Origin of the sequence: Amycolatopsis sp. NPDC098790 (assembly GCF_044759945.1) — a bacterium.
In the GTDB taxonomy this organism is placed as follows: Bacteria; Actinomycetota; Actinomycetes; order Mycobacteriales; family Pseudonocardiaceae; genus Amycolatopsis.
In genome coordinates, this window is the sequence record NZ_JBIWAI010000002.1 from 1,924,417 (window position 1) to 1,945,881 (window position 21,465).

At 72.6% G+C, this 21,465-nt stretch carries 19 protein-coding genes; 13 read left to right on the forward strand and 6 right to left on the reverse strand.

What is annotated here, in order from left to right; genetic code table 11:
* Positions 1-5: 5 nt before the first annotated feature.
* Positions 6-371, reverse strand: coding sequence for a DUF488 domain-containing protein (locus tag ACIQWX_RS22655; RefSeq protein WP_400874225.1), 366 nt, complete (start codon positions 369-371; stop codon positions 6-8).
* Positions 372-427: 56 nt separating this feature from the next.
* Between ACIQWX_RS22655 and ACIQWX_RS22660 the strand changes: the two genes are divergently transcribed.
* Positions 428-1,018 (forward strand): hypothetical protein, encoded by a 591-nt coding sequence (locus tag ACIQWX_RS22660; protein ID WP_400874227.1) that lies wholly within the window; start codon positions 428-430, stop codon positions 1,016-1,018.
* Between the two features lie 227 nt (positions 1,019-1,245).
* A complete protein-coding gene (locus tag ACIQWX_RS22665) occupies positions 1,246-4,191 on the forward strand; it encodes a BTAD domain-containing putative transcriptional regulator (protein ID WP_400874230.1) in 2,946 nt (981 codons plus the stop codon).
* A gap of 70 nt (positions 4,192-4,261) precedes the next feature.
* Here the strand turns inward: ACIQWX_RS22665 and ACIQWX_RS22670 are convergent, their stop codons facing one another.
* Positions 4,262-5,488 (reverse strand): phospholipase D-like domain-containing protein, encoded by a 1,227-nt coding sequence (locus tag ACIQWX_RS22670; RefSeq protein WP_400874233.1) that lies wholly within the window; start codon positions 5,486-5,488, stop codon positions 4,262-4,264.
* A 129-nt stretch (positions 5,489-5,617) separates the two neighbouring features.
* Here ACIQWX_RS22670 and ACIQWX_RS22675 point away from each other — a divergent pair, with 129 nt between their 5' ends.
* The 4 genes from ACIQWX_RS22675 (at position 5,618) to ACIQWX_RS22690 (ending at position 10,690) form a co-directional block, all read left to right on the forward strand.
* On the forward strand, positions 5,618-7,183 hold the full coding sequence (locus ACIQWX_RS22675; RefSeq protein ID WP_400874236.1) for an acyl-CoA synthetase: 1,566 nt from the start codon (positions 5,618-5,620) through the stop codon (positions 7,181-7,183).
* Positions 7,184-7,384: 201 nt separating this feature from the next.
* Positions 7,385-7,606, forward strand: coding sequence for a hypothetical protein (locus ACIQWX_RS22680; RefSeq protein WP_364456685.1), 222 nt, complete (start codon positions 7,385-7,387; stop codon positions 7,604-7,606).
* A 107-nt stretch (positions 7,607-7,713) separates the two neighbouring features.
* Entirely contained in the window at positions 7,714-9,786 is a 2,073-nt protein-coding gene (locus ACIQWX_RS22685; protein ID WP_400875863.1) for a putative Ig domain-containing protein, read from the forward strand.
* 40 nt (positions 9,787-9,826) lie between these two features.
* Complete coding sequence (locus ACIQWX_RS22690) at positions 9,827-10,690, forward strand: GNAT family N-acetyltransferase (RefSeq protein ID WP_400874240.1); 864 nt, start codon at positions 9,827-9,829, stop codon at positions 10,688-10,690.
* On the opposite strand, the gene ACIQWX_RS22695 is transcribed toward ACIQWX_RS22690, so the two are convergent.
* A complete protein-coding gene (locus ACIQWX_RS22695) occupies positions 10,615-10,971 on the reverse strand; it encodes an MmcQ/YjbR family DNA-binding protein (RefSeq protein WP_400874243.1) in 357 nt (118 codons plus the stop codon). The two genes, ACIQWX_RS22690 and ACIQWX_RS22695, sit on opposite strands and share 76 nt — an antisense overlap.
* Positions 10,972-11,019: 48 nt before the next feature.
* On the opposite strand from ACIQWX_RS22695, the gene ACIQWX_RS22700 reads away from it, so the two are divergent.
* On the forward strand, positions 11,020-11,763 hold the full coding sequence (locus tag ACIQWX_RS22700; protein ID WP_400874245.1) for a fructosamine kinase family protein: 744 nt from the start codon (positions 11,020-11,022) through the stop codon (positions 11,761-11,763).
* Here ACIQWX_RS22700 and ACIQWX_RS22705 read toward each other — a convergent pair.
* A complete protein-coding gene (locus tag ACIQWX_RS22705) occupies positions 11,760-12,416 on the reverse strand; it encodes an HNH endonuclease family protein (RefSeq protein ID WP_400874248.1) in 657 nt (218 codons plus the stop codon). The genes ACIQWX_RS22700 and ACIQWX_RS22705 overlap by 4 nt on opposite strands.
* Before the next feature lie 82 nt (positions 12,417-12,498).
* The gene (locus ACIQWX_RS22710) at positions 12,499-13,431 is read right to left on the reverse strand and encodes a hypothetical protein (RefSeq protein WP_400874251.1); all 933 of its coding nucleotides are present in this window, start codon (positions 13,429-13,431) and stop codon (positions 12,499-12,501) included.
* Positions 13,432-13,575: 144 nt separating this feature from the next.
* Here ACIQWX_RS22710 and ACIQWX_RS22715 point away from each other — a divergent pair, with 144 nt between their 5' ends.
* The 4 genes from ACIQWX_RS22715 to ACIQWX_RS22730 all read left to right on the forward strand — a co-directional run bounded on the left by ACIQWX_RS22715 (position 13,576) and on the right by ACIQWX_RS22730 (position 17,570).
* Complete coding sequence (locus ACIQWX_RS22715; protein WP_400874253.1) at positions 13,576-14,400, forward strand: urea carboxylase-associated family protein; 825 nt, start codon at positions 13,576-13,578, stop codon at positions 14,398-14,400.
* A gap of 101 nt (positions 14,401-14,501) precedes the next feature.
* Entirely contained in the window at positions 14,502-16,115 is a 1,614-nt protein-coding gene (locus ACIQWX_RS22720) for a sigma-54-dependent Fis family transcriptional regulator (protein WP_400874256.1), read from the forward strand.
* 86 nt (positions 16,116-16,201) lie between these two features.
* Positions 16,202-17,311: an NDMA-dependent alcohol dehydrogenase gene (locus ACIQWX_RS22725; RefSeq protein WP_400874259.1), complete on the forward strand. Its 1,110-nt coding sequence runs from the start codon at positions 16,202-16,204 to the stop codon at positions 17,309-17,311.
* Positions 17,312-17,327: 16 nt separating this feature from the next.
* Positions 17,328-17,570, forward strand: a complete 243-nt coding sequence (locus tag ACIQWX_RS22730) for a hypothetical protein (RefSeq protein WP_400874262.1) — start codon at positions 17,328-17,330, stop codon at positions 17,568-17,570.
* Positions 17,571-17,613: 43 nt separating this feature from the next.
* Here the strand turns inward: ACIQWX_RS22730 and ACIQWX_RS22735 are convergent, their stop codons facing one another.
* Positions 17,614-19,347: a pyruvate dehydrogenase gene (locus tag ACIQWX_RS22735; RefSeq protein ID WP_400874264.1), complete on the reverse strand. Its 1,734-nt coding sequence runs from the start codon at positions 19,345-19,347 to the stop codon at positions 17,614-17,616.
* Between the two features lie 70 nt (positions 19,348-19,417).
* Between ACIQWX_RS22735 and ACIQWX_RS22740 the strand changes: the two genes are divergently transcribed.
* Positions 19,418-20,311, forward strand: a complete 894-nt coding sequence (locus ACIQWX_RS22740) for a LysR family transcriptional regulator (protein WP_400874266.1) — start codon at positions 19,418-19,420, stop codon at positions 20,309-20,311.
* Positions 20,312-20,362: 51 nt separating this feature from the next.
* Positions 20,363-21,457, forward strand: a complete 1,095-nt coding sequence (locus tag ACIQWX_RS22745; protein WP_400874269.1) for a calcium:proton antiporter — start codon at positions 20,363-20,365, stop codon at positions 21,455-21,457.
* The last annotated feature ends 8 nt before the right edge of the window (positions 21,458-21,465 follow it).

Sequence of the window (21,465 nt, forward strand, 5' to 3'; positions counted from 1 at the left end):
GCGTCTCAGGCTTCGCCCGCCAGGACCGCCGCGAGCACCGCGGCCTGGCTGATCTTCGGCGACCCGCTCGCCGTCAGCAGCGTCAGCGGGCCGCCCGCCGCCAGCTCGCGCAGCCGTTCCAGGGCCGCCGCCCGGTCGGGCTCCCGCAGCTCCGCCCGGTATCGCTCGGTGAATTCCGCGAACCGCTCGGGATCGTGGCCGTACCAGGTGCGCAGCTCGTCGGACGGGGCCAGTCCGCGGTACCAGCCGTCGAGGACGACCGCCGTGCGGGCCGTGCCGCGCGGCCAGAGCCGTTCCACGAGCACGCGGACGCCGTCGGCGGGCCCGGCCGGGTCGGCCAGGCGCGCCACCCGGACGACCGTCGGCTGCATGCGCGCATTCTGCGGTGCGTCCGCGCGGGCCGCCACTCCGAAAGGCGGGGGCACCGGTGCGCAACCGCGTGACGCCGTCCGGCGAGCTCGTCGACGTCCCGTTGCGCGGCGCGTGGACCGGCAACCGGGGCGTGCTGCACCGCGGTCACGAGATCGTCCGGTTCCACGGCGGCGACCTCTGGATCACCTGCGCGCTCACCTTCAAGGACCGGTGGCGCGAGCAGTGGCTGCCGAACCGCTACACCCACCTGTACTTCCACGACGAGGCCGTCTCCTTCGCCGCCGGGCACCGGCCGTGCGGCGAGTGCCGCCGTCCCGCGTACACCGCCTACCGCGACGCCTGGCCGGGACGTCCGTCGGCCGGCGCGATGAACCGGCGGCTGCACGCCGAACGGCTGGTCCGCGGCACCCACACCCGGCGTCTCCACGAGCTGGACTGGACCGATCTCCCAGACGGCGTCTTCGTGCTCCGCCACGACCACCCCGAGCTCAAGGTCGACGGCCACCTCACCGAGTGGACGACCGCGGGCTACGGACGGCGGCAGCCACTGCCCCGGGCAGGAACCGTCCCGGTGCTCACGCCGCCGGCCACGATCGCCGTGCTGCGCGCGGGCTACCCCGTGCAGATCGACGACAGCGCCCGCTGAAAACGCGCGAAAGGCCACCACGGCGACCGAGGGGGAAGGTCTCCGTGGTGGCCCTACCCCCAGCTCGCGCCCGTGAGAGCGACAGCCCGCCGGTTGGGCACCGGCGGTTGAGCCGGCCGTGGACATCGTCGGGGTGGTGTCCGTACCGCCCGGCCAGGATCGTCGAACGGGCTTGCAACCGGCTTGCAGTACGGTGGTCACCCGCTCGGGTGAACGGAGGTGACGGAGTGCGGTTCCGCGTCCTCGGCACCGTTGAGGCGTCCGTGGACGGCGTTCCGGTCGACCTCGGCTCCCGCAAGCAGCGGCTCGTCCTCGCCGTCCTGCTCCTCGAAGCCGGCCGCCCGGTCCCGCTCGACCGGCTCGTCGACCTCCTCTGGCCCACCGCTCCCCCGGCGAGCGCGCGCAACACCGTCCAGGCGCTGGTTTCCCGGCTGCGCGCGGTGTTCCGCGCCGCCGGCGGCCCCGAACTGGTCACCGAAGGCCCGGGGTACGTCCTGCGCGCCGACCTCGAAGCCGTCGACGTCCACCGGTTCACCGCGCTGGTCCGGCGGGCCCGCGCGGCCGACGACGAAACCGCCGTCGCGCTGCTGGCCGAAGCCCTCGCGCTGTGGCAGGGCGACGCGCTGGCCGGCGCCGCGTCCGCCGAGCTGGCCGACCGGCTCCTCGCGGGGCTCAACGAAGCCCGGCTGAGTGCTCTCGAAGACCGGATCGACGCCCAGCTGCGGCTCGGCCGCGGCCGTGACGTCCTCGCCGAGCTGACCGCGCTGGTCGCCGCGCACCCGCTGCGGCAGCGGTTCGTCGGCCAGCTGATGCTCGCCCTGCACCGGGAAGGCCGCACCGACGCCGCCCTCGCCGCTTTCCGCGAGGTGCGGACACGGCTGGCCGACGAGCTCGGCCTGGACCCGGCGCCGGAGCTGAGCCGCCTGCAGGCGGCGATCCTGGCGGCCGACCCGGCGCTGGACGCCGTCGCCGAGCCGGTGCGCCCCGCCCAGCTGCCACACGACGTCCGCGGCTTCACCGGCCGCGCCGCCGAACTGGCCCGGCTCGACGAGCCCGCCGCGGGGGCCGGCCCGGACATCCGGGTCGTCACCGGGACCGCCGGGGTCGGCAAGACCGCGCTCGCCGTGCGGTGGGCGCACCGCGTCCGCGACCGGTTCCCCGACGGCCAGCTCTACCTCGACCTGCGCGGCTTCGACCCCGACCACGAGCCGCTGACCCCCGCGGTCGCCGCCGCGCAGCTGCTGCGGGCGCTGGGGACCGACCCGCGGACGATCCCGCCGGACCCCGACGGCCGGACGGCGCTGTGGCGTTCGCTGCTCGCCGACCGCCGCGTGCTCGTCCTGCTCGACAACGCCCGCGACAGCGCGCAGGTGACGCCGTTGCTGCCGCCGTCGGGCACCGTCGTGGTCACCAGCCGCCAGCGCCTCGGCGACCTCATCGCCCGCACCGGCGCGCGGCCGGTGCCGCTGGCCGTGCTGCCCGCCGACGACTCGCGGCAGCTGCTGGAGACGGTCCTCGGCACGCCCGTCGTGGCGGCCGAGCCGGCGGCGGCCGCGGAACTGGCGCGGCTGTGCGGCCACCTCCCGCTCGCCCTGCGGCTGGCCGCGGCGAACCTCGGCGAGACGGCCGGACTCGCGGACCTGGCCCGCGAACTCGCCGAGGGCGATCCGCTAGCCGGGTTGAGCGTCGACGGCGCCGAGGAAAGTGCCGTCACGACGGCGTTCTCCGTGTCCTACCGCGCCCTGCCCGCCGAGCACCGGCTGCTGTTCCGACGGCTCGCGCTCGTCCCGGGCCAGACGTTCACCGCACCCGCCGCCGCGGCGCTCGCCGACGTCGCCGAAGGACGCGCCGGGCAGCAGCTCAAGGCGCTGGCCGCCGCCCACCTCGTCGAACGGCACCTGCCCGGCCGCTACCGCTTCCACGACCTGCTGCACAGCTACGCGTCCGGCCGGGGCACGGCCGACGACCCCGCCGAAGCCGGGGACGCGGCCCGGCGGCGGCTGCTGGAGCACTACCTCACGACGGCGGACGCGGCGGGCCGCCGGCTGATCCCGCACTTCCTCCGGCTGCCCCGGCCCGAACCGGCGCAGGTCTTCGACGGCACCGAGGACGCGCTGGCCTGGCTCGACACCGAGTGGCCGAACCTCGCGGCCGCCGTCGAGCACGCGGAAGCCCGCGAGTACGCCTGGCACCTCGCCGACGCGCTGCGGGCGTTCTTCCACCACCGCGGCCACCACACCGAGTGGATCGACACCGCGACCACGGCGCTGACCGCGGCCCAGGCCGCCGGCGACCGGCAGGCGCAGGCGGCAATGCGGCTGTCCATCGCGCTCGCCGGCGTCAACAGCGGCCGGTACGCCGAAGCGCGCACGCACCTGACGACGATCCTGGACGCGGGGCTCGCGGCGGACTGGCCGGCCGGCCGCGCGGCGGCGCTCAACAACCTCAGCGCGGTGCACCAGCGCCTCGGCGACCCGCACGAGGCCATCGCGTGCGGCGAAGAGTCGTTGCGGCTGTGCGAAGAGCTGGCCATCCCGGGCGTCACGATGGCGCTGGCCAACCTCGGGTTCGCGTGCGGCCAGGTCGGCGAGCTCGACGCGGCCCTGCACCACTTCGGCCGCGCGCTGGAGATCGCCGAACGCGACGGCGCGCGGTTCAGCGTCGCCGTGGTGCTGGTCGACCTCGCGCACATCCACCGCGACCGCGGCGACGCCGAAGCGGCCGAATTCTACGAACGGGCGCTGACGGCCAACCGCGAAGTGGGTTACCAGTACGGCGAAGCGGCCGCGTTGTCCGGCCGCGCGGTGCTGGAGGCCCGCGCGGGCGACGACACGCGGGCGCTCGCGGACGCGGCCGAAGCGGTGGAGCTGACCCGCCGCATCGGCGACCGGGGAACGGAAGCCTCGGCGCTCGCGGCACTCGGCGAGGTCTGCGTCCTCCTGGACCGCCCGGCCGCCGACCCCCTCACCACAGCCCTCGAGATCGCGCGGGAAACGAGCTTCGCGTGGTGCGAGGCGTCGGCGTTGACCGGCCTGGCCGAGGCGGCACTGACGTCCGGGGACACCCACCAGGCCCGCGCACACGGCGAGGCCGCGGCCAAGCTGGCGGCCCAGGCCGGCTACCGCCCGCTCGAGACGCGAGTGGCGCGCGTCCTCGAGAACCTCCCCGGCTGAGCAGTCTGCCGCTGCTGGTCGTGAGTGGGAAACAGGGTTAGAACACTGTTTCCCACTCACGACCGCGCGGTCAGCAGGTGCCGGTGGGCGGGGCCGAGCACTTCGCGCGCGCCAGGATCGTCGCGAAGTTGTCCTGGTACGCCGCGCTGATCGCCGGGTTCTCCACCTTGACCAGGATCTCGTCGTTGTCCCGCAAGGCAGCGCCCGACACGTTGTGCGAGCCGGTGAAGACGATCGACCGGTGCGCGGTCTCGTTGTAGTGCCCGCGGTAGAGCATGTACTTCGAGTGCACCGAGATCTCGCGGCCGTTCACCGTGGTGCTGAACCGCTTGAGCGTCACGTTCGCCTTGCCCTTGAGCGCGGCCAGCGCGGCCGGTTCCATCGTGCCGTAGACGATCCGGACCTGGCAGCCCAGCTTCGCGATCCGCGCCAGCTCGGTCACGACCGGCGTGCGCGAGTCGGCGATGTTGGCCTGCACGACGTCGAGCGCGCAGCCGGACTCGTACTTCGTGATCCACTTCAGCAGCTGCGCCCAGGTGTCGGTGGCGAACTCCTCGGAGTCGCCGCCCTTCGAGTCCGCGCGCGGCGAGAGGTAGCTGGTCACCTGGCTGTCCGGCGACTTGTGGTACCCGCCGTCGTTGAAGTAGTCGCTGTCCTTCTGCTGCGCCAGCATCTTCTTGACGTGGCCGAGGTAGAAGCCGTAGAGGTCGGGGTCGCCGTAGGTCAGCAGGGCGTTGTTGAAGAGGTTGCCCTGCGTGGTGGTGAGGTTGTGCGACCCGATGACGACGACGTCCTTCTTGCCCTCGGTCTCGGAGAACATCCACAGCTTGTCGTGGTTGATCGAGTGCGGGCTGCCGCCGTGGGCGATGCAGCCGGTGTTCGTGCCGCCGGTGCCGCAGAACACGAGCTGGGTGAGGCCCGCGGACTTGAGGATCGGCATCGCGGTGTTGGCCGGGTCGTCGTCCGCGCCGCCGTCGATCGCGATCCGCACCTTCACCCCGCGGGCCTGCGCCGCCTTGAGCGCCTCGGCGGCCGCCGGACGCGTCCAGCTGTAGACGGAGAAGTGGATCTCCGAGCCGGCCGGCGCGGCGTCGATCAGCTGGACCAGCCGGGTTTCGATCGAGTGGTCGCGGTCGCCGTTCTCCGGCGGGTTGTTGAACAGCGCTTCCATGCCGCTCGTGGCGAGCGGTTCGGCCGCCGGCGCGGCGTTCGCGGTCACGCCGCCGGACAGCGCCACCACCGCGCACGCGGCCGCCGCACCTGCCGCGAGGGCCCGGCGCATTCTCTTGGGAACCATGTCTTCCTCCCTGTCGGTGATCCCAAGCTCGCAACCCGGCGTACAAGATCCGTACACCCGGACGTCACCGCGCATACACGACGAACGGGACAGTTGCGGGATCGCCCGGCGCGAGGCGAGACTGCCGGGATGGATCAGCACCTCGTCGACCGCGCCCGGCAGCACTCCCTCGGCGACCTGCTCCGCCGCACCGCGCTGCGGCTGCCGGGCAAGCTCGCCGTCGTCGACGGCACCACGAAGCTCACCTTCGCCGAGTTCGAGGCCGCCGCCAACCGCTGTGCCCACGCCCTCGCCGCCCGCGGCCTGGCCAAGGGCGACCGGCTCGCGTTGCTGAGCCACAATTCCTGGCAGTACGGCGCGCTCGCCTTCGCGACCGCCAAGCTCGGCGTCCTGCTCGTGCCGGTCAACTTCATGCTCGGCGCCGACGAGATCGCCTACATCCTCCGGCACGCCGAGGTCAAGGCGTTCATCGCCGAGGACGCCCTCGAACAAACCGCCGCCAAGGCGCTCGAACTGGCCGAGCTGAGCGACGTCGTCCGCGGCCGCATCGGCCCGGCCGGCGAGTGGGAGGACGTGACCGGCTGGCTGTCCGAAGGGGACACCGGAGCACCCGACGTCCTCGTCGCCGACGACGACCCGCTGCGCATCATGTACACCTCCGGCACCGAATCACGCCCCAAGGGCGTGCTGCTGTCGAGCCGCTCGCTCATCGCGCAGTACGTCTCGTGCGTGGTCGACGGCGGCATGAGCGCCGACGACGTCGAGGTGCACTCGCTGCCGCTGTACCACTGCGCCCAGCTGGACTGCTTCTTCTCCGTCGACGTCTACCTCGGTGCCACGAGCGTGATCCTGCCCGGCCCGGACCCGGCCGCGCTGCTCGCCGCCGTCGAGCGGGAGCGCGCGACGAAGCTGTTCGCGCCGCCGACGGTGTGGATCTCCTTGCTGCGTCACGAAAACTTCGACCGGACCGACCTGTCCAGTCTGCGAAAGGGTTACTACGGCGCCTCGGCGATGCCGGTCGAGGTGCTGCGCGAACTGAGCCGGCGCCTGCCCGACGTCGAGCTCTGGAACTTCTACGGCCAGACCGAGATGGCGCCGCTGGCGACGATCCTGCGCCCGCACGAACAGCTGGAGCGTGCCGGGTCGGCCGGGCGGGCGTCGCTCAACGTCGAGACGCGGATCGTCGACGACGAAGACAACCCCGTGGCGCCGGGCGAGATCGGCGAGATCGTGCACCGGAGCCCGCACGCCACCCTCGGCTACTACCGCGACGAGGCCAAGACCGCCGAAGCGTTCCGCGCCGGCTGGTTCCACTCCGGCGACCTCGGCGTCGTCGACGAGGACGGCTACCTGTCCGTCGTGGACCGCAAGAAGGACATGATCAAGACCGGCGGCGAGAACGTCGCCAGCCGGGAGGTCGAGGAGGCGCTGTACCTGCTCGACGGCGTCGCCGAAGTCGCCGTGTTCGGGATCAGCCATCCACACTGGATCGAAGCCGTGACGGCCGTCGTCGTCCCGCGCGAAGGCGTCACTTTCGACGCTGCGCAAGTGATCGACCACGCAAAGGCACACCTCGCCGGTTACAAATGTCCCAAGTACGTCGTGTTCGCGGACCGGCTTCCCAAGAATCCCAGCGGAAAGATCGTCAAACGAGAATTGCGGGAGCGGCACAAAGGACTCGCGACGGAGGCCTGAGCCACCGAAAACTCGTTGCGCGACACGGAAGACCGCGGATACCGTCGGCTGCCCACCGCCGCTTTCCGAGGAACGCGGGCCGGCTGTCCCACCAGGGCCGACCGGCCCGGAAACGAGATACCCGAAAGCCATGGCGCGCGGCGTCCGTCGGGTCTAGTAATGAGGCCGTTCCTCGTTCCCGAACCGCGAAAGGATCTTCCCGTGTCCGTTTTCCTCGCCGTCCTGCTCGCCCTGGGCGCCGGGCTGTTCGTCGGCAGCCGCGTCCACAGCGCCCGCGAGGCCCGCGCCAACTACTCCGCCTACCGGGCCCGCACCGCGAAGGGCTTCGGCGAGATGATCCGCTCCGGCGTCTCGGCCGTGCTCGCGGTCGCCGGCGCCCTCGTCCTGCTCTTCATCCTGCTGAACGTGCTCCAGCAGGCCTGACGCGGAACCCGACTCATGGCGGGTTGTTGCCGCCCCGGCGGCAGCGCACGCTTTCCCCTGGCCCCGACGGACGGGGCCGGGAAAGGACTCCCCCCATGAGATCGAGGGTGCTTTCTGCTGCGCTCGGTGCGGCCGTCGGCCTGCTGGGCACGGTCGTCGTCGCCGCGCCGGCCCAGGCCGCCGCGGTCTGCGGTGACCAGGTCGTCGGCAACGGCGGGTTCGAGAGCGGCACCGCGCCGTGGACCCAGACCAGTGGCGTGATCTCCGCCGCCACCACGGCGGAGCCCGCGCACGGCGGGACGATGGACGCCTGGCTGGACGGCTACGGCAGCACGCACACCGACACCCTGTCCCAGTCGCTGACGCTCCCCGCCGGCTGCGCGTCGGCGTCGCTGTCCTGGTGGGCGCACGTCGACACCAAGGAGACCACGACCTCCACCGCCTACGACAAGCTGGTGGTGCAGGCGGGATCCGACACCCTCGCGAGCTACTCCAACCTCGACAAGAACACCGGGTACGTCCAGCGCACCGTCGACGTGTCGCGCTACCTCGGCCAGACCGTCACGCTCAAGGTGACCGGCACCGAGGACTCGAGCCTGGCGACCAACTTCCTCCTCGACGACTTCTCGCTGACCACGACCGGGACGTCCAGCCCGCAGTCGCCGGTCGTGACCTCGCCCGGCGCCCAGTCCGGTGCCGTCGGCCAGGCCGTGTCCGTGCAGGTCCAGGCGAGCGACCCGCAGGGCGACGCGCTCACCTACACCGCGACCGGGCTGCCCGCCGGGCTCGCCATCGGGTCGGCCACGGGCAAGATCACCGGCACGCCGACCGCGGCCGGGACGTCGTCGGTGACCGTCACGGCCAAGGATCCCGCCGGCAACAGCGGCAGCGCGACCTTCGCGTGGACCATCGGCTCGGCGCCGAACGACTCCACCCGCACGCCGATCAACCCGGCGTACACGGTCAACCTCACGTCGAACAGCTCCGGCACCACCTGGACCGGCCACCAGAGCGTCAGCTTCACCAACGGCTCGGCGACCGCGCTGCCCGAGGTCTACCTGCGGCTGTGGGACAACTACCACGGCAGCTGCCCGACGACGCCGATCACGGTCACGAACGTCACCGGCGGCACGGCGTCCGCGCTGAGCGTGAACTGCACCGCCATGAAGATCACGCTGCCTTCGCCGCTGACCCAGGGCCAGTCGGCGACCATCGGGTTCGACTTGGGCATCGTCGTGCCCAGCGGCGCCGACCGGTTCGGCCACGACGGCGCGTACAACATGATCGGCAACGCGCTGCCGGTGCTCGCGGTCCGCGACGGCGCGGGCTGGCACCTGGACCCGTACACCAACAACGGCGAGTCCTTCTACACCGTGATCGGCGACTTCGACGTCACCCTGGTGCACCCGACGTCGCTGCTGACCCCGGCCACCGGCTCGTCGACCGAGACGACCAGCGGGACCACGACCACCACCCACGCCGTCGCGAACAAGGTGCGCGACTTCGCCTGGGCCGCCGGGCCGTTCGCGAAGATCACCACGACGTCCGGCAAGGGCGTGCGAGTCAACGTGTACTCGGTCAGCGGCATCTCCACGAGCAGCGCGAACCAGATGCTGACCCTCGCGGCCGATTCGATCGACGTCCACTCCGGCCGCTTCGGCAACTACCCGTACGGCGAGGTCGATGTCGTGCTGGACAACAACTTCTGGTTCGGCGGCATGGAGTACCCGGGCTTCGTGCTCGACCTCGTGTCGACCACGGCGCTCCCGCACGAGCTGGCGCACCAGTGGTTCTACGGGATCGTCGGCGACGACGAGTACACCTCCCCGTGGCTGGACGAGAGCTTCACCGACTACGCCACCGACCTCTACCGCGGGGTCACCGGCAGCGGCTGCGGCATCACGTGGCAGTCGAGCGCGGAGAAGCTGACCAACTCGATGGCCTACTGGGACGCGCATTCGTCCCGGTACTCGACGGTCGTCTACAACTACGGCAAGTGCACCCTGCACGACCTGCGGCGGCTCATCGGCGACACGGCGATGGCGAACCTGCTGAAGTCGTACGCGCAGTCGCACTGGTACGGCGTCTCGACGACGGCGGAGTTCAAGGCCGCGGCACAGGCGGCGGCCGGGTCGACCGACCTGACGTCGTTCTGGGCCTCGCACCGCGTGGAGGGTTAATCGGTTGGCTCCCCGTCCGCGCGTCCGGCACTGTGGGCGCATGGACGGGGAGCGGCTCTTCTGCGACACGGCGCTGGCGGCGCGGATCGATCGGGCCGAGGCGCGGCTGACGGCCGAGAGCAGCGACGCCGCGCGCGTGCGGCGCGGGGACGACGTCGGCTTCGCGCGGCCGCTGGCCGGTGGGGTCGCCAGCTTCGCCGAGGCGGACTCGCCGTTCAACAAGGTCATCGGGCTCGGCTTCGACGGCGTGCCGCCGGAGGCCGAACTGGCCGAGGTCGAAGCGGCCTTCGCGGAGCTGGGCGCGCCGGTGCAGGTCGAGCTTTCGCCGCTCGCCGACCCCGCGGTGGGCGCGCTGCTCACCCGGCGCGGCTACCACCTGGAGTCGTTCGAAAGCGTGCTCGGGCGGCGGCTCGGCGACGCCGGCGAGCCCGCCGGCGTCCGGCTGATCCGCGAGGACGAGCTCGAGCGGTGGCTGGCGGTGGTCGCCGACGCCAGCGCCGTCGCCGACACCGAAGGGCTGCCCTCGCACGAGGACTTCCCGCGGGAGACGCTCATCCGGGCCTTGCGCGACATGTCCGGGGTGCGGCGCTACGTCGCGGAGCGGGACGGCGAGTTCGCCGGGGGCGCGAGTTTCCGCGTCACGGACGGGATCGCGCAGTTCACCGGCGCCGCGACCGTGCCGCGGTTTCGCCGCCGAGGGGTGCAGACGGCCCTGCTGCGCGCACGGCTGGCGGCGGCCGCCGAGGCCGGGTGCGACATCGCCGTCGTCACCACCCAGCCCGGCTCGAAGTCCCAGCAGAACGTGCAGCGGCAGGGGTTCGACCTGCTCTACGCGCGGGCGATCCTGGTGAAGGGCACCTCGGCGACGAGCTCTTCGGGCGCCGACAGCCGCCAGGCTTCGTAGACCAGCTCGCCCAGCTCGTCGACGTCGATCTCGTCGAGGTAGACGACCACCCAGCCGAAGCCGCCGGCCGTGAACTGGACCTCGAACACGTCCGGGCGTTCGGCCACCAGCGCCAGCTGCTCGGAGATCGTCTGCTTCAACCCGACCGTGCGGGTGCGCGGCCAGAAGTAGCCGAACCGCTTGCCGCGCACGCTGAACGACGAATAGTCGCGTGCTTCCGACCGCTGGACCTCCGCCAGCGTCGTCAGCACCTTTTCGAACTGCTGGACCCGCACCGTCACTTTCGCACCCTCCGGCGGACACCGTAGCGCGCCGGTACCGTGCGGGGTATGAGCGATCCGCGTGACGTCGTGGTCAAGCGGGGGCACGCCCCCGGCGCGACCGCCGCGGAAGCCGCGGGCCTGCGCTGGCTGGCCGCGGCGGGCACGGTTGCGGTGCCGGAAATCCGCGGCCAGGACGACGAGACGCTGGTCATCGACCGCGTCCCGGCCGGTCGCGCGTCGGCGCCGGCGGCGGAGCGCTTCGGGCGGGGGCTGGCCGGCCTGCACGCGGCCGGAGCGCCCGCGTTCGGCTCGCTGCCCCCGGAGGGGGCCGCCGACGCGTGGATCGGGCTGGCGCCGATGGTGAACGTCCCGAGTGCCGAGTGGGCGTCGTGGTACGCGTCCGACCGGGTGCTGCCGTATGTGCGGCGGGCCGTCGACGCGGGAACGTTCGACGCGTCGGAGGCGGCGGTGTTCGAGCGCGCGTGTGCGCGGATCCCGGCGTCGGCCGAGCCGCCGGCGCGGCTGCACGGCGACCTGTGGACCGGCAACGTCCTGTGGGACGGCCGCGAGGCGTGGCTGATCGACCCGGCCGCGCACGGCGGGCACCGCGAGACGGACCTGGCGATGCTGCACCTGTTCGGCTGCCCGCACCTCGACCGCGTCGTCGCCGCGTACGACGAGGCCGCGCCCCTGGCCGACGGGTGGCGCGACCGGATCGGGCTGCACCAGCTGTTCCCGCTGCTGGTCCACACGGTCCTGTTCGGACGGTCGTACGCCGGCCAGGCGGTCGCGGCGGCGCGGTCGTTCTAGCAGCGCTGCAGCATGGTCTCCAGGGCCGTCTTCTCCGGGACGGTGATCGTCAGGCCGTAGTTGCTCTTGACGACGATCCAGTCGGTGGCGTAGGTGCACCAGTACGAGACGAGCGGCGGTTTCCACTGGTCCGGGGCCTTGTCGCTCTTCTGCTCGTTGAGGTTGTCGGTGACCGCGTGCAGCTGCGGGCGGATCAGGTCGTTGGCGAACTGCTCGCGGCGTTCCTGGGTCCACTTCTTCGCGCCGCTGACCCAGGCCTGCCCGAGCGGCACCATGTGGTCGATGTCCACATCGGACGCTTTGTGCCAGGTCTCGCCGTCGTACGCGCTGACCCAGGTGCCCGACTTCGCGGCGCAGTCGGCGTTGGTGGTGACGTCCTTGCCGTCGCGCTTGAGCACCTGCTCGCGCGTGTCGCAGGCGCCGTCGACCTTGTCCCAGTGCGGGAACTTGTCGCGGCTGTAGCCGTCCATCGTGCCGCGCACGGCGATCGGCAGCTTCGCCAGCTGAGCCCGCGCCTCGGCGGGCGCGATGGGCGGAGCTTGCTGCGTGCCGGTGGGCTGGCTCCCGGCGGCCAGTCCGTCGGGCACCTTGCAGCCGGTGAGGGAAGCGCCGGCGAGGACGGCCAGCAGGACGAGCGCTCGGGTGCGCGGCATCGTGAACCCCTTTCACGTCTACCGGGAGGTGCCCCGGCGCCGACGCGGGGAAACGGTGCAGATGGCCTAGTTGGCGCGAATTTTACGAGCCGTGGAACACCTGCGCGACGAAAACCGCGGCGATGATGCCGACGGTGACGAGCAGAGTGAGGACGAAGAGCAGCGCCCAGGGCACGAGCCGGATGGGCCGTTGCCGCGGGAAGGCGGCCTGGCCGCGCTGGACCGGGATCCGCGGACCGGGCTCGTCGTCGACCGGAGCAGGCGGCGGATCGGGCGGGACTTCGACGACGGCGGGCAGTTCGGGCACGCGCGACCGGGTGGGGATGCGGGCGGGGAAGCCGTCGGCGAGGAGCGCCGAGCGCGGTGGGGCGAGGTGGGCCAGGGAGAGGGCGTAGCAGGCGTCGAGGACGTCGTCGGCCGACCAGACGGTGCGCCAGCGGTTGTGCTGGCCGATGATCCGGCGCAGGCCGCGAGGATCGGCGAGGACGACGGCCACGCCGGGGACGGACTCGGGTTCGCGCGGGTGCGGAACGGCGACGAGGCCCGGCTCGGCCCGCGGCGTGTCGGGCTCGGGTGGCGGTCCGGGCGCCGGCTCTTCGCGCCCGCTCGGCGCCGGTTCGGACTCGAGCTGCGGTTCGGCCAGCCGGGTCACCAATTCCTCGTACCCGCCCGAAACCGGCGGCACGACCGCGACCAGCCCCGTCACGTACCGCCCGCCGTCGTGGGCGGCCAACGCCCCCTTCGCCGCCGCGACCCCCGCTCCGGCCCGCTCCTCCGGCCCCGGCGTCACGCCCTCCCCCGGCTCGTGCGCCGCGATCACCACGACGCCCGACCGGGTGAACACCAGCGCGTCCACCACCCGGGGTCCGCGCCGGCTCGGGACCGTGATCCCCGCCAGCGCCAGCCCCGTCAGGTGGTCCGGACCAGGGCCCCACGAACGCAACAGTCCCACGAGGTGCTCCGCCGCGGCGGGCAGGCGCCGCTCGTCACCGGTGCGCTGGAAGGTCACGAGCACCGCCGGTCACTCCTCCCACGAGTAGAGCTCCCTCGACGGTAAAAGGCCGACCGGTCACCGCCCCAGCAGCCGAACGAGTGATCGAACACCACCGTGCGTAGCCGGGCATGCTGGAAGAGCATCCGCACGCACGAGGAGACCCCGATGCCCCCAGCCGCCTACCAGGGCCGCGCGCTCGACGTCGACCAGGACTTCTACCGGCGGCTCGCCGAGGACGACGGCCGGGAGCTCGTCGACGCCTTCGAGGTCCCCATCCGCTCCGGCCGCGCGTGGCGGGTGCCCGCGGGCCACCTCTGCCGGCTCAAGACCGTCGACGGCCCGCAGGTCGGCGACCTCAACCTGTGGAACGCGAACGACCCCCGTGAGCGCTTCTGGGCCGCCCGCACCCGCCAGCTCCAGCGCGCCCACGTCAGCACGTTCGACCGGCTCTGGTCGACGCTGCCCTTCCTCCGCCCGCTCGCGACGATCACCGCCGACACGCTCGAGAACTACGGCGAAGACCCCGACGGCGGCCGCGTGCACGACCTGCTCGGCACCCGGTGCGACCCGTACGTCAACCGGATGCTTACCGGCGAGGACTTCGACTTCCACTGCCACTCGAACCTGGTGCGCGCGGTCGCGCCGTTCGGGCTGACCGAGTTCGACGTGCACGACGTCCTGAACGTCTTCCAGTGCACCGGCCTCAACGACGAGGACCGGTACTTCATGAAGGCCTGCCCCGCCCGCCCCGGCGACCACTTCGAGTTCTTCGCCGAGCTGGACCTGCTGTGCGCGCTGTCGACGTGCCCGGGCGGCGACCTGTCCGTCCCGCTCTGGGGCCCGGGCGCCCGCGACCCGATCGACGTCTGCCACCCGATCGGCGTCGAGGTGTTCAAGCCCCGTGACGCCCTGCTCGACGGCCGGCGCGAACCGGAGCGCGCGGCTTACCGCGGCCTGCACGGCGTCCGGCTGCCGGAGTGGGGCACGTAACCGTTGTCCGGCAACGGAATCCGTCGCGAAGGTTCTCCCTTCGCGCCGTCCGTGTGATGATGGCAGTCCGGGGACACCGATCGGCTCGGCGAGGAGTGCGAGTGGACCTGCGGACCGAGATCGCGCAGTCGTGGCGGCGGGCGGAGCTTTCCGGGCTCTCGCCGGCGTCGCCGGTCGAGCGCCTGGACGTCGCCGACGTCGACAGCCGCAGCCGGCTGCTGCGGGCCGCCTCCCCGGTGCTGGACGAGCTGGCCCGGCAGCTGGCCGGCACGCGCTTCTGCGTCATCCTGGCCGACGACGAGTGCCGGATCGTGGCCCGCCGCTTCAGCGAGCGGTCGGTCGAGCTGGCGCTGGAGGACATCAGCGCGGTGCCCGGCTGCCAGTTCCTGGAGGAGCGGACCGGGACGAACTCCCTCGCGACGCCGTTCGAGACCCGCCGCGGCGTCTCCGTCGACGGCGACGAGCACTTCCTCGAAGCCATGAAGCAGTTCACCTGCTACGGCCACCCGGTGGTGCACCCGGCGACGCGGCGCCTCGCCGGCGTCCTCGACATCACCGGGCCGGCGGGCGACGCGAACCCGCTGCTCGGGCCGTTCCTGCGGCGCGCGGTCGCGGACATCGAACGGCGGCTGCTCGACGGCGCCAAGTTCGCGGAACAGCAGCTGCTGGCCGCGTTCCAGTCGGTGCAGCACCGGGCGTGCGCGGTGCTGGCGCTCGGCCAGGACGTCGTGCTGGCCAACACCGCGGCGACCGAGCTGGTCGACACGGCCGACCACCGGCTGCTGCGCGAGCTGGGCCGCACCCGACGCGGCCTGCGGCGGCTGCGGCTGACGTCGGGCACGCCGGTCGAGGTGCGCGTCGAGGCGGTGTCGGCGAACGCCGGGCTGCTGTTCGAGCTGGCGCCGGTGCGGACGTCGAGCCCGGTGGTGTCGCGCCCGCGTGCCGCGCAGGGCCTGTTCCCGGCGCAGATCGACGAGCGCCTCCGCGGCGCGGGCCGGGCCCGCCGTCGCGTGCTGATCTCCGGCGAGCCGGGCGCGGGCCGGACGACGGCGGCGCGGATCGTCGCCGGGGACGAGCCGGTGCACGAGTTCGACGCGTCCGACGTCGTCGCCGACTCGGTGCCGGCCTGGTGCGCCCGGGTCGAAGCGGCCTGCGCCGGTGGCGGCCTGCTGGTGGTCGACGGCATCCAGCTGCTGCCCCCGCTGGCGGCGGTCCGCCTGTCCCGCCTGCTGGACACGACGACGGCGTGGTTCGCCCTCCTCAGCGGCCCGCCGGCGGAACTGCGCGGCGAGCAGGCGACCTTGGCGGCGCGCATGCACCGCCGGATCGAGCTGCCGCCGTTGCGCGAGCGCCGAGACGAGATCCCGGGGATCGCGCGCGCGTTGCTGCGCGGCTTCGGCGACTCCCTGCGGTTGACGCCGGGCGCGCTGGAACTGCTGGGTTCGCAGCAGTGGCCGGGCAATCTCCGCGAGCTGGCGGGAGTGCTGGCGGGCGCGGCCGACCGCCGGTCGGCGGGCGACTTGACGGCGGAGGACGTGGCCCCGGGCTGCGCGGAGACGGCCCCGGGTGCGCTGACCGGCTGGGAGCAGGCGGAGTACGACGTGATCGTCCGGACGTTGCGAGCCTGCGACGGCAACAAGGTCCGGGCGGCCAAGCAGCTGGGCATCAGCCGCTCGACGCTCTACAACCGGATGCGCGCGTTGCGGGTCCGCTGACCACGACTGTCCGGGATTCGGACACTTCACGGAACCGGCGCCTGCCCACAATCGACGGACCACCGCCGCACGTGGAGGAGATGGCCGTGAAGACCAAGGCAGCCGTACTGTTCGATGCCGGGAAGCCGTTCGAGATCATGGAGCTGGACCTCGACGGCCCGGGTCCCGGCGAGGTGCTCATCAAGTACACCGCCGCCGGGTTGTGCCACTCGGACCTGCACCTCATCGACAACGACCTGGTGCCGCGCTTCCCGATCATCGGGGGCCACGAGGGCGCCGGGATCGTCGAGGAGGTCGGCGCGGGCGTCACCAAGGTGCAGCCGGGCGACCACGTCGTCTGCAGCTTCATCCCCAACTGCGGCACCTGCCGCTACTGCTCGACCGGCCGCCAGAACCTCTGCGACATGGGCGCCACCATCCTCGAGGGCCACCTGCCCGACGGCACCTTCCGCTTCCACGGCGGCGGGCAGGACTTCGGCGCGATGTGCATGCTCGGCACGTTCTCCGAGCGCGCCACCATCTCGCAGCACTCCGTCGTCAAGGTCGACGACTGGCTGCCGCTGGAAACCGCCGTCCTGGTCGGCTGCGGCGTCCCGACCGGCTGGGCCACCGCCAACTACGCCGGCGGTGTCCGGGCCGGCGACACCACCGTCGTCTACGGCATCGGCGGCATCGGCATCAACGCCGTGCAGGGCGCCAAACACGCCGGGGCGAAGTACGTCGTCGCCGTCGACCCCGTCGAGTTCAAGCGGGAGGCCGCGCTCAAGTTCGGCGCCACCCACGCGTTCGCGACCGCGGCCGAAGCCGCCGAGAAGGTCAACGAGCTCACGTGGGGCCAGCTGGCCGACCAGGCGCTGATCACCGTCGGCACGGTCGACGAAGACGTGGTGAGCGAAGCGTTCAACGTCGTCGGCAAGGGCGGCACGGTCGTCATCACCGGCCTCGCCAACCCCGAAAAGCTCACCGTCCACGTCTCCGGCGGCGTCCTGACGCTCTTCGAAAAGACGATCAAGGGCACGCTGTTCGGGTCGGCGAACCCGCAGTACGACATCGTCCGGCTGCTGCGCCTCTACGACGCCGGGCAGCTCAAGCTCGACGAGCTGGTGACCCGCAAGTACGCCCTCGAGCAGGTGAACGAGGGCTACCAGGACCTACGCGACGGCAAGAACATCCGCGGCGTCATCGTCCACGAGTGACCCACCGGAGTCCACAGTGGACCTCGACGCGCCGTACCGGCTGAACCCGCTGGTACCCCTCGACGCGCTCGCCCGCGACCGCCGGGACGGGTGCCTGTTCGACGCCCCGGACGTGCTCCGCTTCGCCCGTGCACTGGCGATGCACGCGACGGCCCGCGACGCGCTCGACGCCGCGGAACTCGCCGAAACCAGCCGGGCGCGGCTGGTGGCGGCACTGGCCCACCTGGTCGCCGCCGGGATCATCGTCACCGACCCCTGAGCCCGGGGGTGGCCACCACGACGAGGTGGTGGCCACCCCCGGCTCACGGCCGCGGCGCGTTGCGCAGGTTGGCGCGCGCCAGGTCGACCATCTTGCCGACGCCGCCGTTGAGCACCGTCTTCGTCGCGCCCAAGGCGAACCCGCGCACCATCTCGCCGGTGATGCGCGGCGGGATCGACAGCGCGTTCGGGTCGGTCACCACCTCGACCACCGCCGGACCCGGGTGGGCGAACGCCTTCTCCAGCGCGGCGCGGACGTCGGCCGGGTCCTCGACCCGGACCGAGAACACCCCGCACGCCGCCGCGATCGCCGCGAAGTTCACCGGTGCGTGGTCGGTGCCGAAGTCCGGGAGGCCGTCGACGAGCATCTCCAGCTTGACCATGCCCAGCGTGGCGTTGTTGAACACCACCACCTTGACCGGGACGTCGTAGGCGGGCAGCGTCAGCAGGTCGCCCATCAGCATCGCGAGCCCGCCGTCGCCCGAGAGGGACACGACCTGGCGGCCCGGCTGGGACAGCTGCGCGCCGATCGCGTGCGGCAGCGCGTTCGCCATGCTGCCGTGCCGGAACGAGCCGAGCACGCGGCGGCGGCCGTTCGGGGTCAGGTAGCGCGCGGCCCAGACGTTGCCCATGCCCGTGTCCACCGTGAACACGGCGTCGTCCGCGGCGACTTCGTCGAGCACCGAGGCGACGTACTCCGGGTGGATCGGCCGGCGCTGCTCGATCTTGCCCGTGTACGCGCCGACGACCTTCTCCAGCTTCCGCACGTGTTCGCGCAGCATCCGGTCGAGGAACGCGCGGTCGGTGCGGGGCCGCAGCAGCGGGAGCAGCGCCCGCAGCGTCTCCTTGACGTCGCCGTGCACCGCCAAGTCCAGGGGTGTGCGCCGGCCGAGGCGCGAGGCGTCGTGGTCGAGCTGGATCGTGCGGGCCTGCGGGAGGAAGTTGTCGTACGGGAAGTCCGTGCCCAGCAACACGATCCGGTCGGCTTCGTGCATCGCGTCGTAGCAGGCGCCGTAGCCGAGCAGGCCGCTCATGCCGACGTCGAACGGGTTGTCGAACTGGATCCACTCCTTGCCGCCGAGCGAGTGCCCGACCGGTGCGGCCAGCTTCTCCGCCAGCGCCATGACCTCGTCGTGCGCGCCGCGGACGCCCGCGCCGGCGAACAGCATCACCTTCTCGCCCGAGTTCAGCAGGTCCGCGAGCTCCTGGACGGTCTCCGGGGCCGGCACAGCGGGCGACGGCGTGACGAGCGGGAGGCGCTCGGTCAGCGGGCCGGTCGCCTTGCGGTCGGCGAGGTCACCCGGGATGGTCAGCACGGCGACGCCGCCCTTGCCGACGGCGGCCTGCGTGGCGATGCGCAGCAGCCGCGGCAGCTGCGCCGGGTCTGCGACGACCTCGCTGAAGTGGCTGCACTCGGCGAAGAGCCGGTCCGGGTGGGTCTCCTGGAAGAAGCCGGTGCCGATCTGGTTCGAGGGGATGTGCGACGCGATCGCGAGCACCGGCGCGCCGGAGCGGTGGGCGTCGAAGAGGCCGTTGATCAGGTGCAGGTTGCCCGGCCCGCAGCTGCCCGCGCACACGGCGAGCTTGCCGGTGACCTGCGCTTCGGCCGCCGCGGCGAAGGCGGCGGTCTCCTCGTGCCGGACGTGCACCCACTCGATGCCGTCGGTGCGGCGGACCGCGTCGACGATCGGGTTGAGGCTGTCGCCGACGATGCCGTAGATGCGTTCGACACCCGCGTCGCGCAGGGTCCTGACCAGTTGTTCCGCCACGGTTGCCATACCTTCAGCGTGGCCCGTCGCGACCGATGCGTCCAATGCCTGATTGGGTGGAAATCCATACACTGAGGGCATGGACGTCCAGACGCTGCGCCTGTTCCGCGAGGTCGCCGGCGGCGCCACCGTCACGGAGACGGCCGCGCGGGGCCACCTCACCCAGCCCGCGCTGTCGCGGGCGCTGCGGCGGCTCGAGCACGACGCCGGCGCCGAGCTGTTCCGCCGGTCCGGGCGGGTGCTGCGGCTGACCCCGGCCGGGCACGCGTTCCGGCGGCACGTCGAGGCCGTGCTCGACCAGCTGGACCAGGGCCTGCGCGAGGTCGCCGAGATCGTCGACCCGGGCACCGGCGTGGTGCCGCTGGCGTTCCTGCACACGTTCGGCACGTGGCTGGTCCCGTCGGTGCTGAGCGGCTTCCTGCGCGAGCACGCCGGCGCCCGCTTCGAACTGCGGCAGCACGGCGAAGCCGGACTCGAGGCCGAGCTCCTCGAGGGCACCGCGGACCTCGTCATCACCAGCGGCGACCCCGGGCACGCGCAGCTGCGCTGGGAACGCCTGCTCGTCGAGCCGCTGCGGCTCGCGGTCCCGCCGCACCACCGGCTCGCCGGCCGCCGGCGCGTCCGGCTGGCCGACCTCGCGGACGAGACGTTCATCCTCCTGCGGCCCGGCTACGCCCTGCGCGAGACGACCGAGCGGCTGTGCGCCGAAGCCGGGTTCGCGCCGCGGATCGGGTTCGAGGGCGACGAAGTCGAGACGCTGCGGGGGCTCGTCACCGCCGGGCTCGGCGTGTCGGTGCTGCCGCTGCCGCACACGGCGACGTTCCCGGCGCCGCACCTCGCACTGACCGATGTGGACGCTGCCCGCGACATCGGGCTGGCGTGGGCGGCCGGGCGGACTCTCCCGCCGTTGAGCGAAACCTTCCGGCAGTACGTCCTCGCCGCCGACCTCGACCGTCCACAAGGGACTATGTGAGAACCGCCTTAGGACCAGGCGGTTTTCGCTTGGGTGTGACAGGGTGGGGACATGGCCGCGCTGAGATCCTTCCTCACGTCCTGGACCTCCGTCACGCCGCTGCTCGGGATCGTCGTGCTGGCACTGGCGTGGGGCCGTGACCTCGGCCCGGTGTTCGTGGCGGTCGTGGCGATCGCGCTGGGCGCGACCGTGCTGGCGGCGGTGCACCACGCGGAGGTCGTCGCGCACCGCGTCGGCGAGCCGTTCGGGTCGCTGGTGCTCGCGGTCGCGGTCACCGTGATCGAGGTCGCGCTGATCGTCACGATGATGGTTTCCGGCGGCCCGGAGGCCGGCTCGCTGGCGCGGGACACGGTGTTCGCGGCGGTGATGATCACGACGAACGGCATCGTCGGCATCTCCCTGCTCGTCGGCGCACGCCGCTACGGTTCGACACTGTTCAACCCTGAGGGCAGCGGGGCCGCGCTGGCGACGGTCGCAACGCTGGCGACGCTGAGCCTGGTGCTGCCGACGTTCACCTCCAGCACGCCGGGCCCGGCGTTCTCCCCGGCACAGCTGACGTTCGCGGCGCTCGCATCCCTGGCGCTGTACGGGACGTTCGTGCTGACGCAGACGGTGCGCCACCGCGACTTCTTCCTCCCGGTGGCGGCCGACGGCGAGGTCAAGGAGGACGACCACGCGGAACCGCCGTCGACCCGGGCTGCGCTCGGCAGCCTGGCACTGCTGCTGGTGGCATTGGTCGCGGTGGTCGGGCTGGCGAAGGTGGAGTCCCCGGCGATCGAGGCGGGCGTGCGCGCGGCCGGGTTCCCGCAGTCGTTCGTGGGTGTCGTGATCGCGTTGCTGGTGCTGCTGCCGGAAACGCTGGCGGCAACGCGCGCGGCCCAGCGCGACCGGATGCAGATCAGCCTCAACCTGGCCTACGGCTCGGCGATCGCGAGCATCGGCCTGACGATCCCGGCGATCGCGCTGGCCTCGGTGTGGCTGCCGGTCCAGCTGCTGCTGGGCTTGGGGTCGACGCAGATCGTCCTGCTGGCGCTGACGGTGGTGGTGAGCGTGCTGACGGTGGTCCCCGGCCGGGCGACCCGCCTCCAAGGCGGCGTGCACCTGGTGCTGCTGGCCGGGTTCCTGGTGCTGGCGGTCAACCCCTGAGCCCTCGC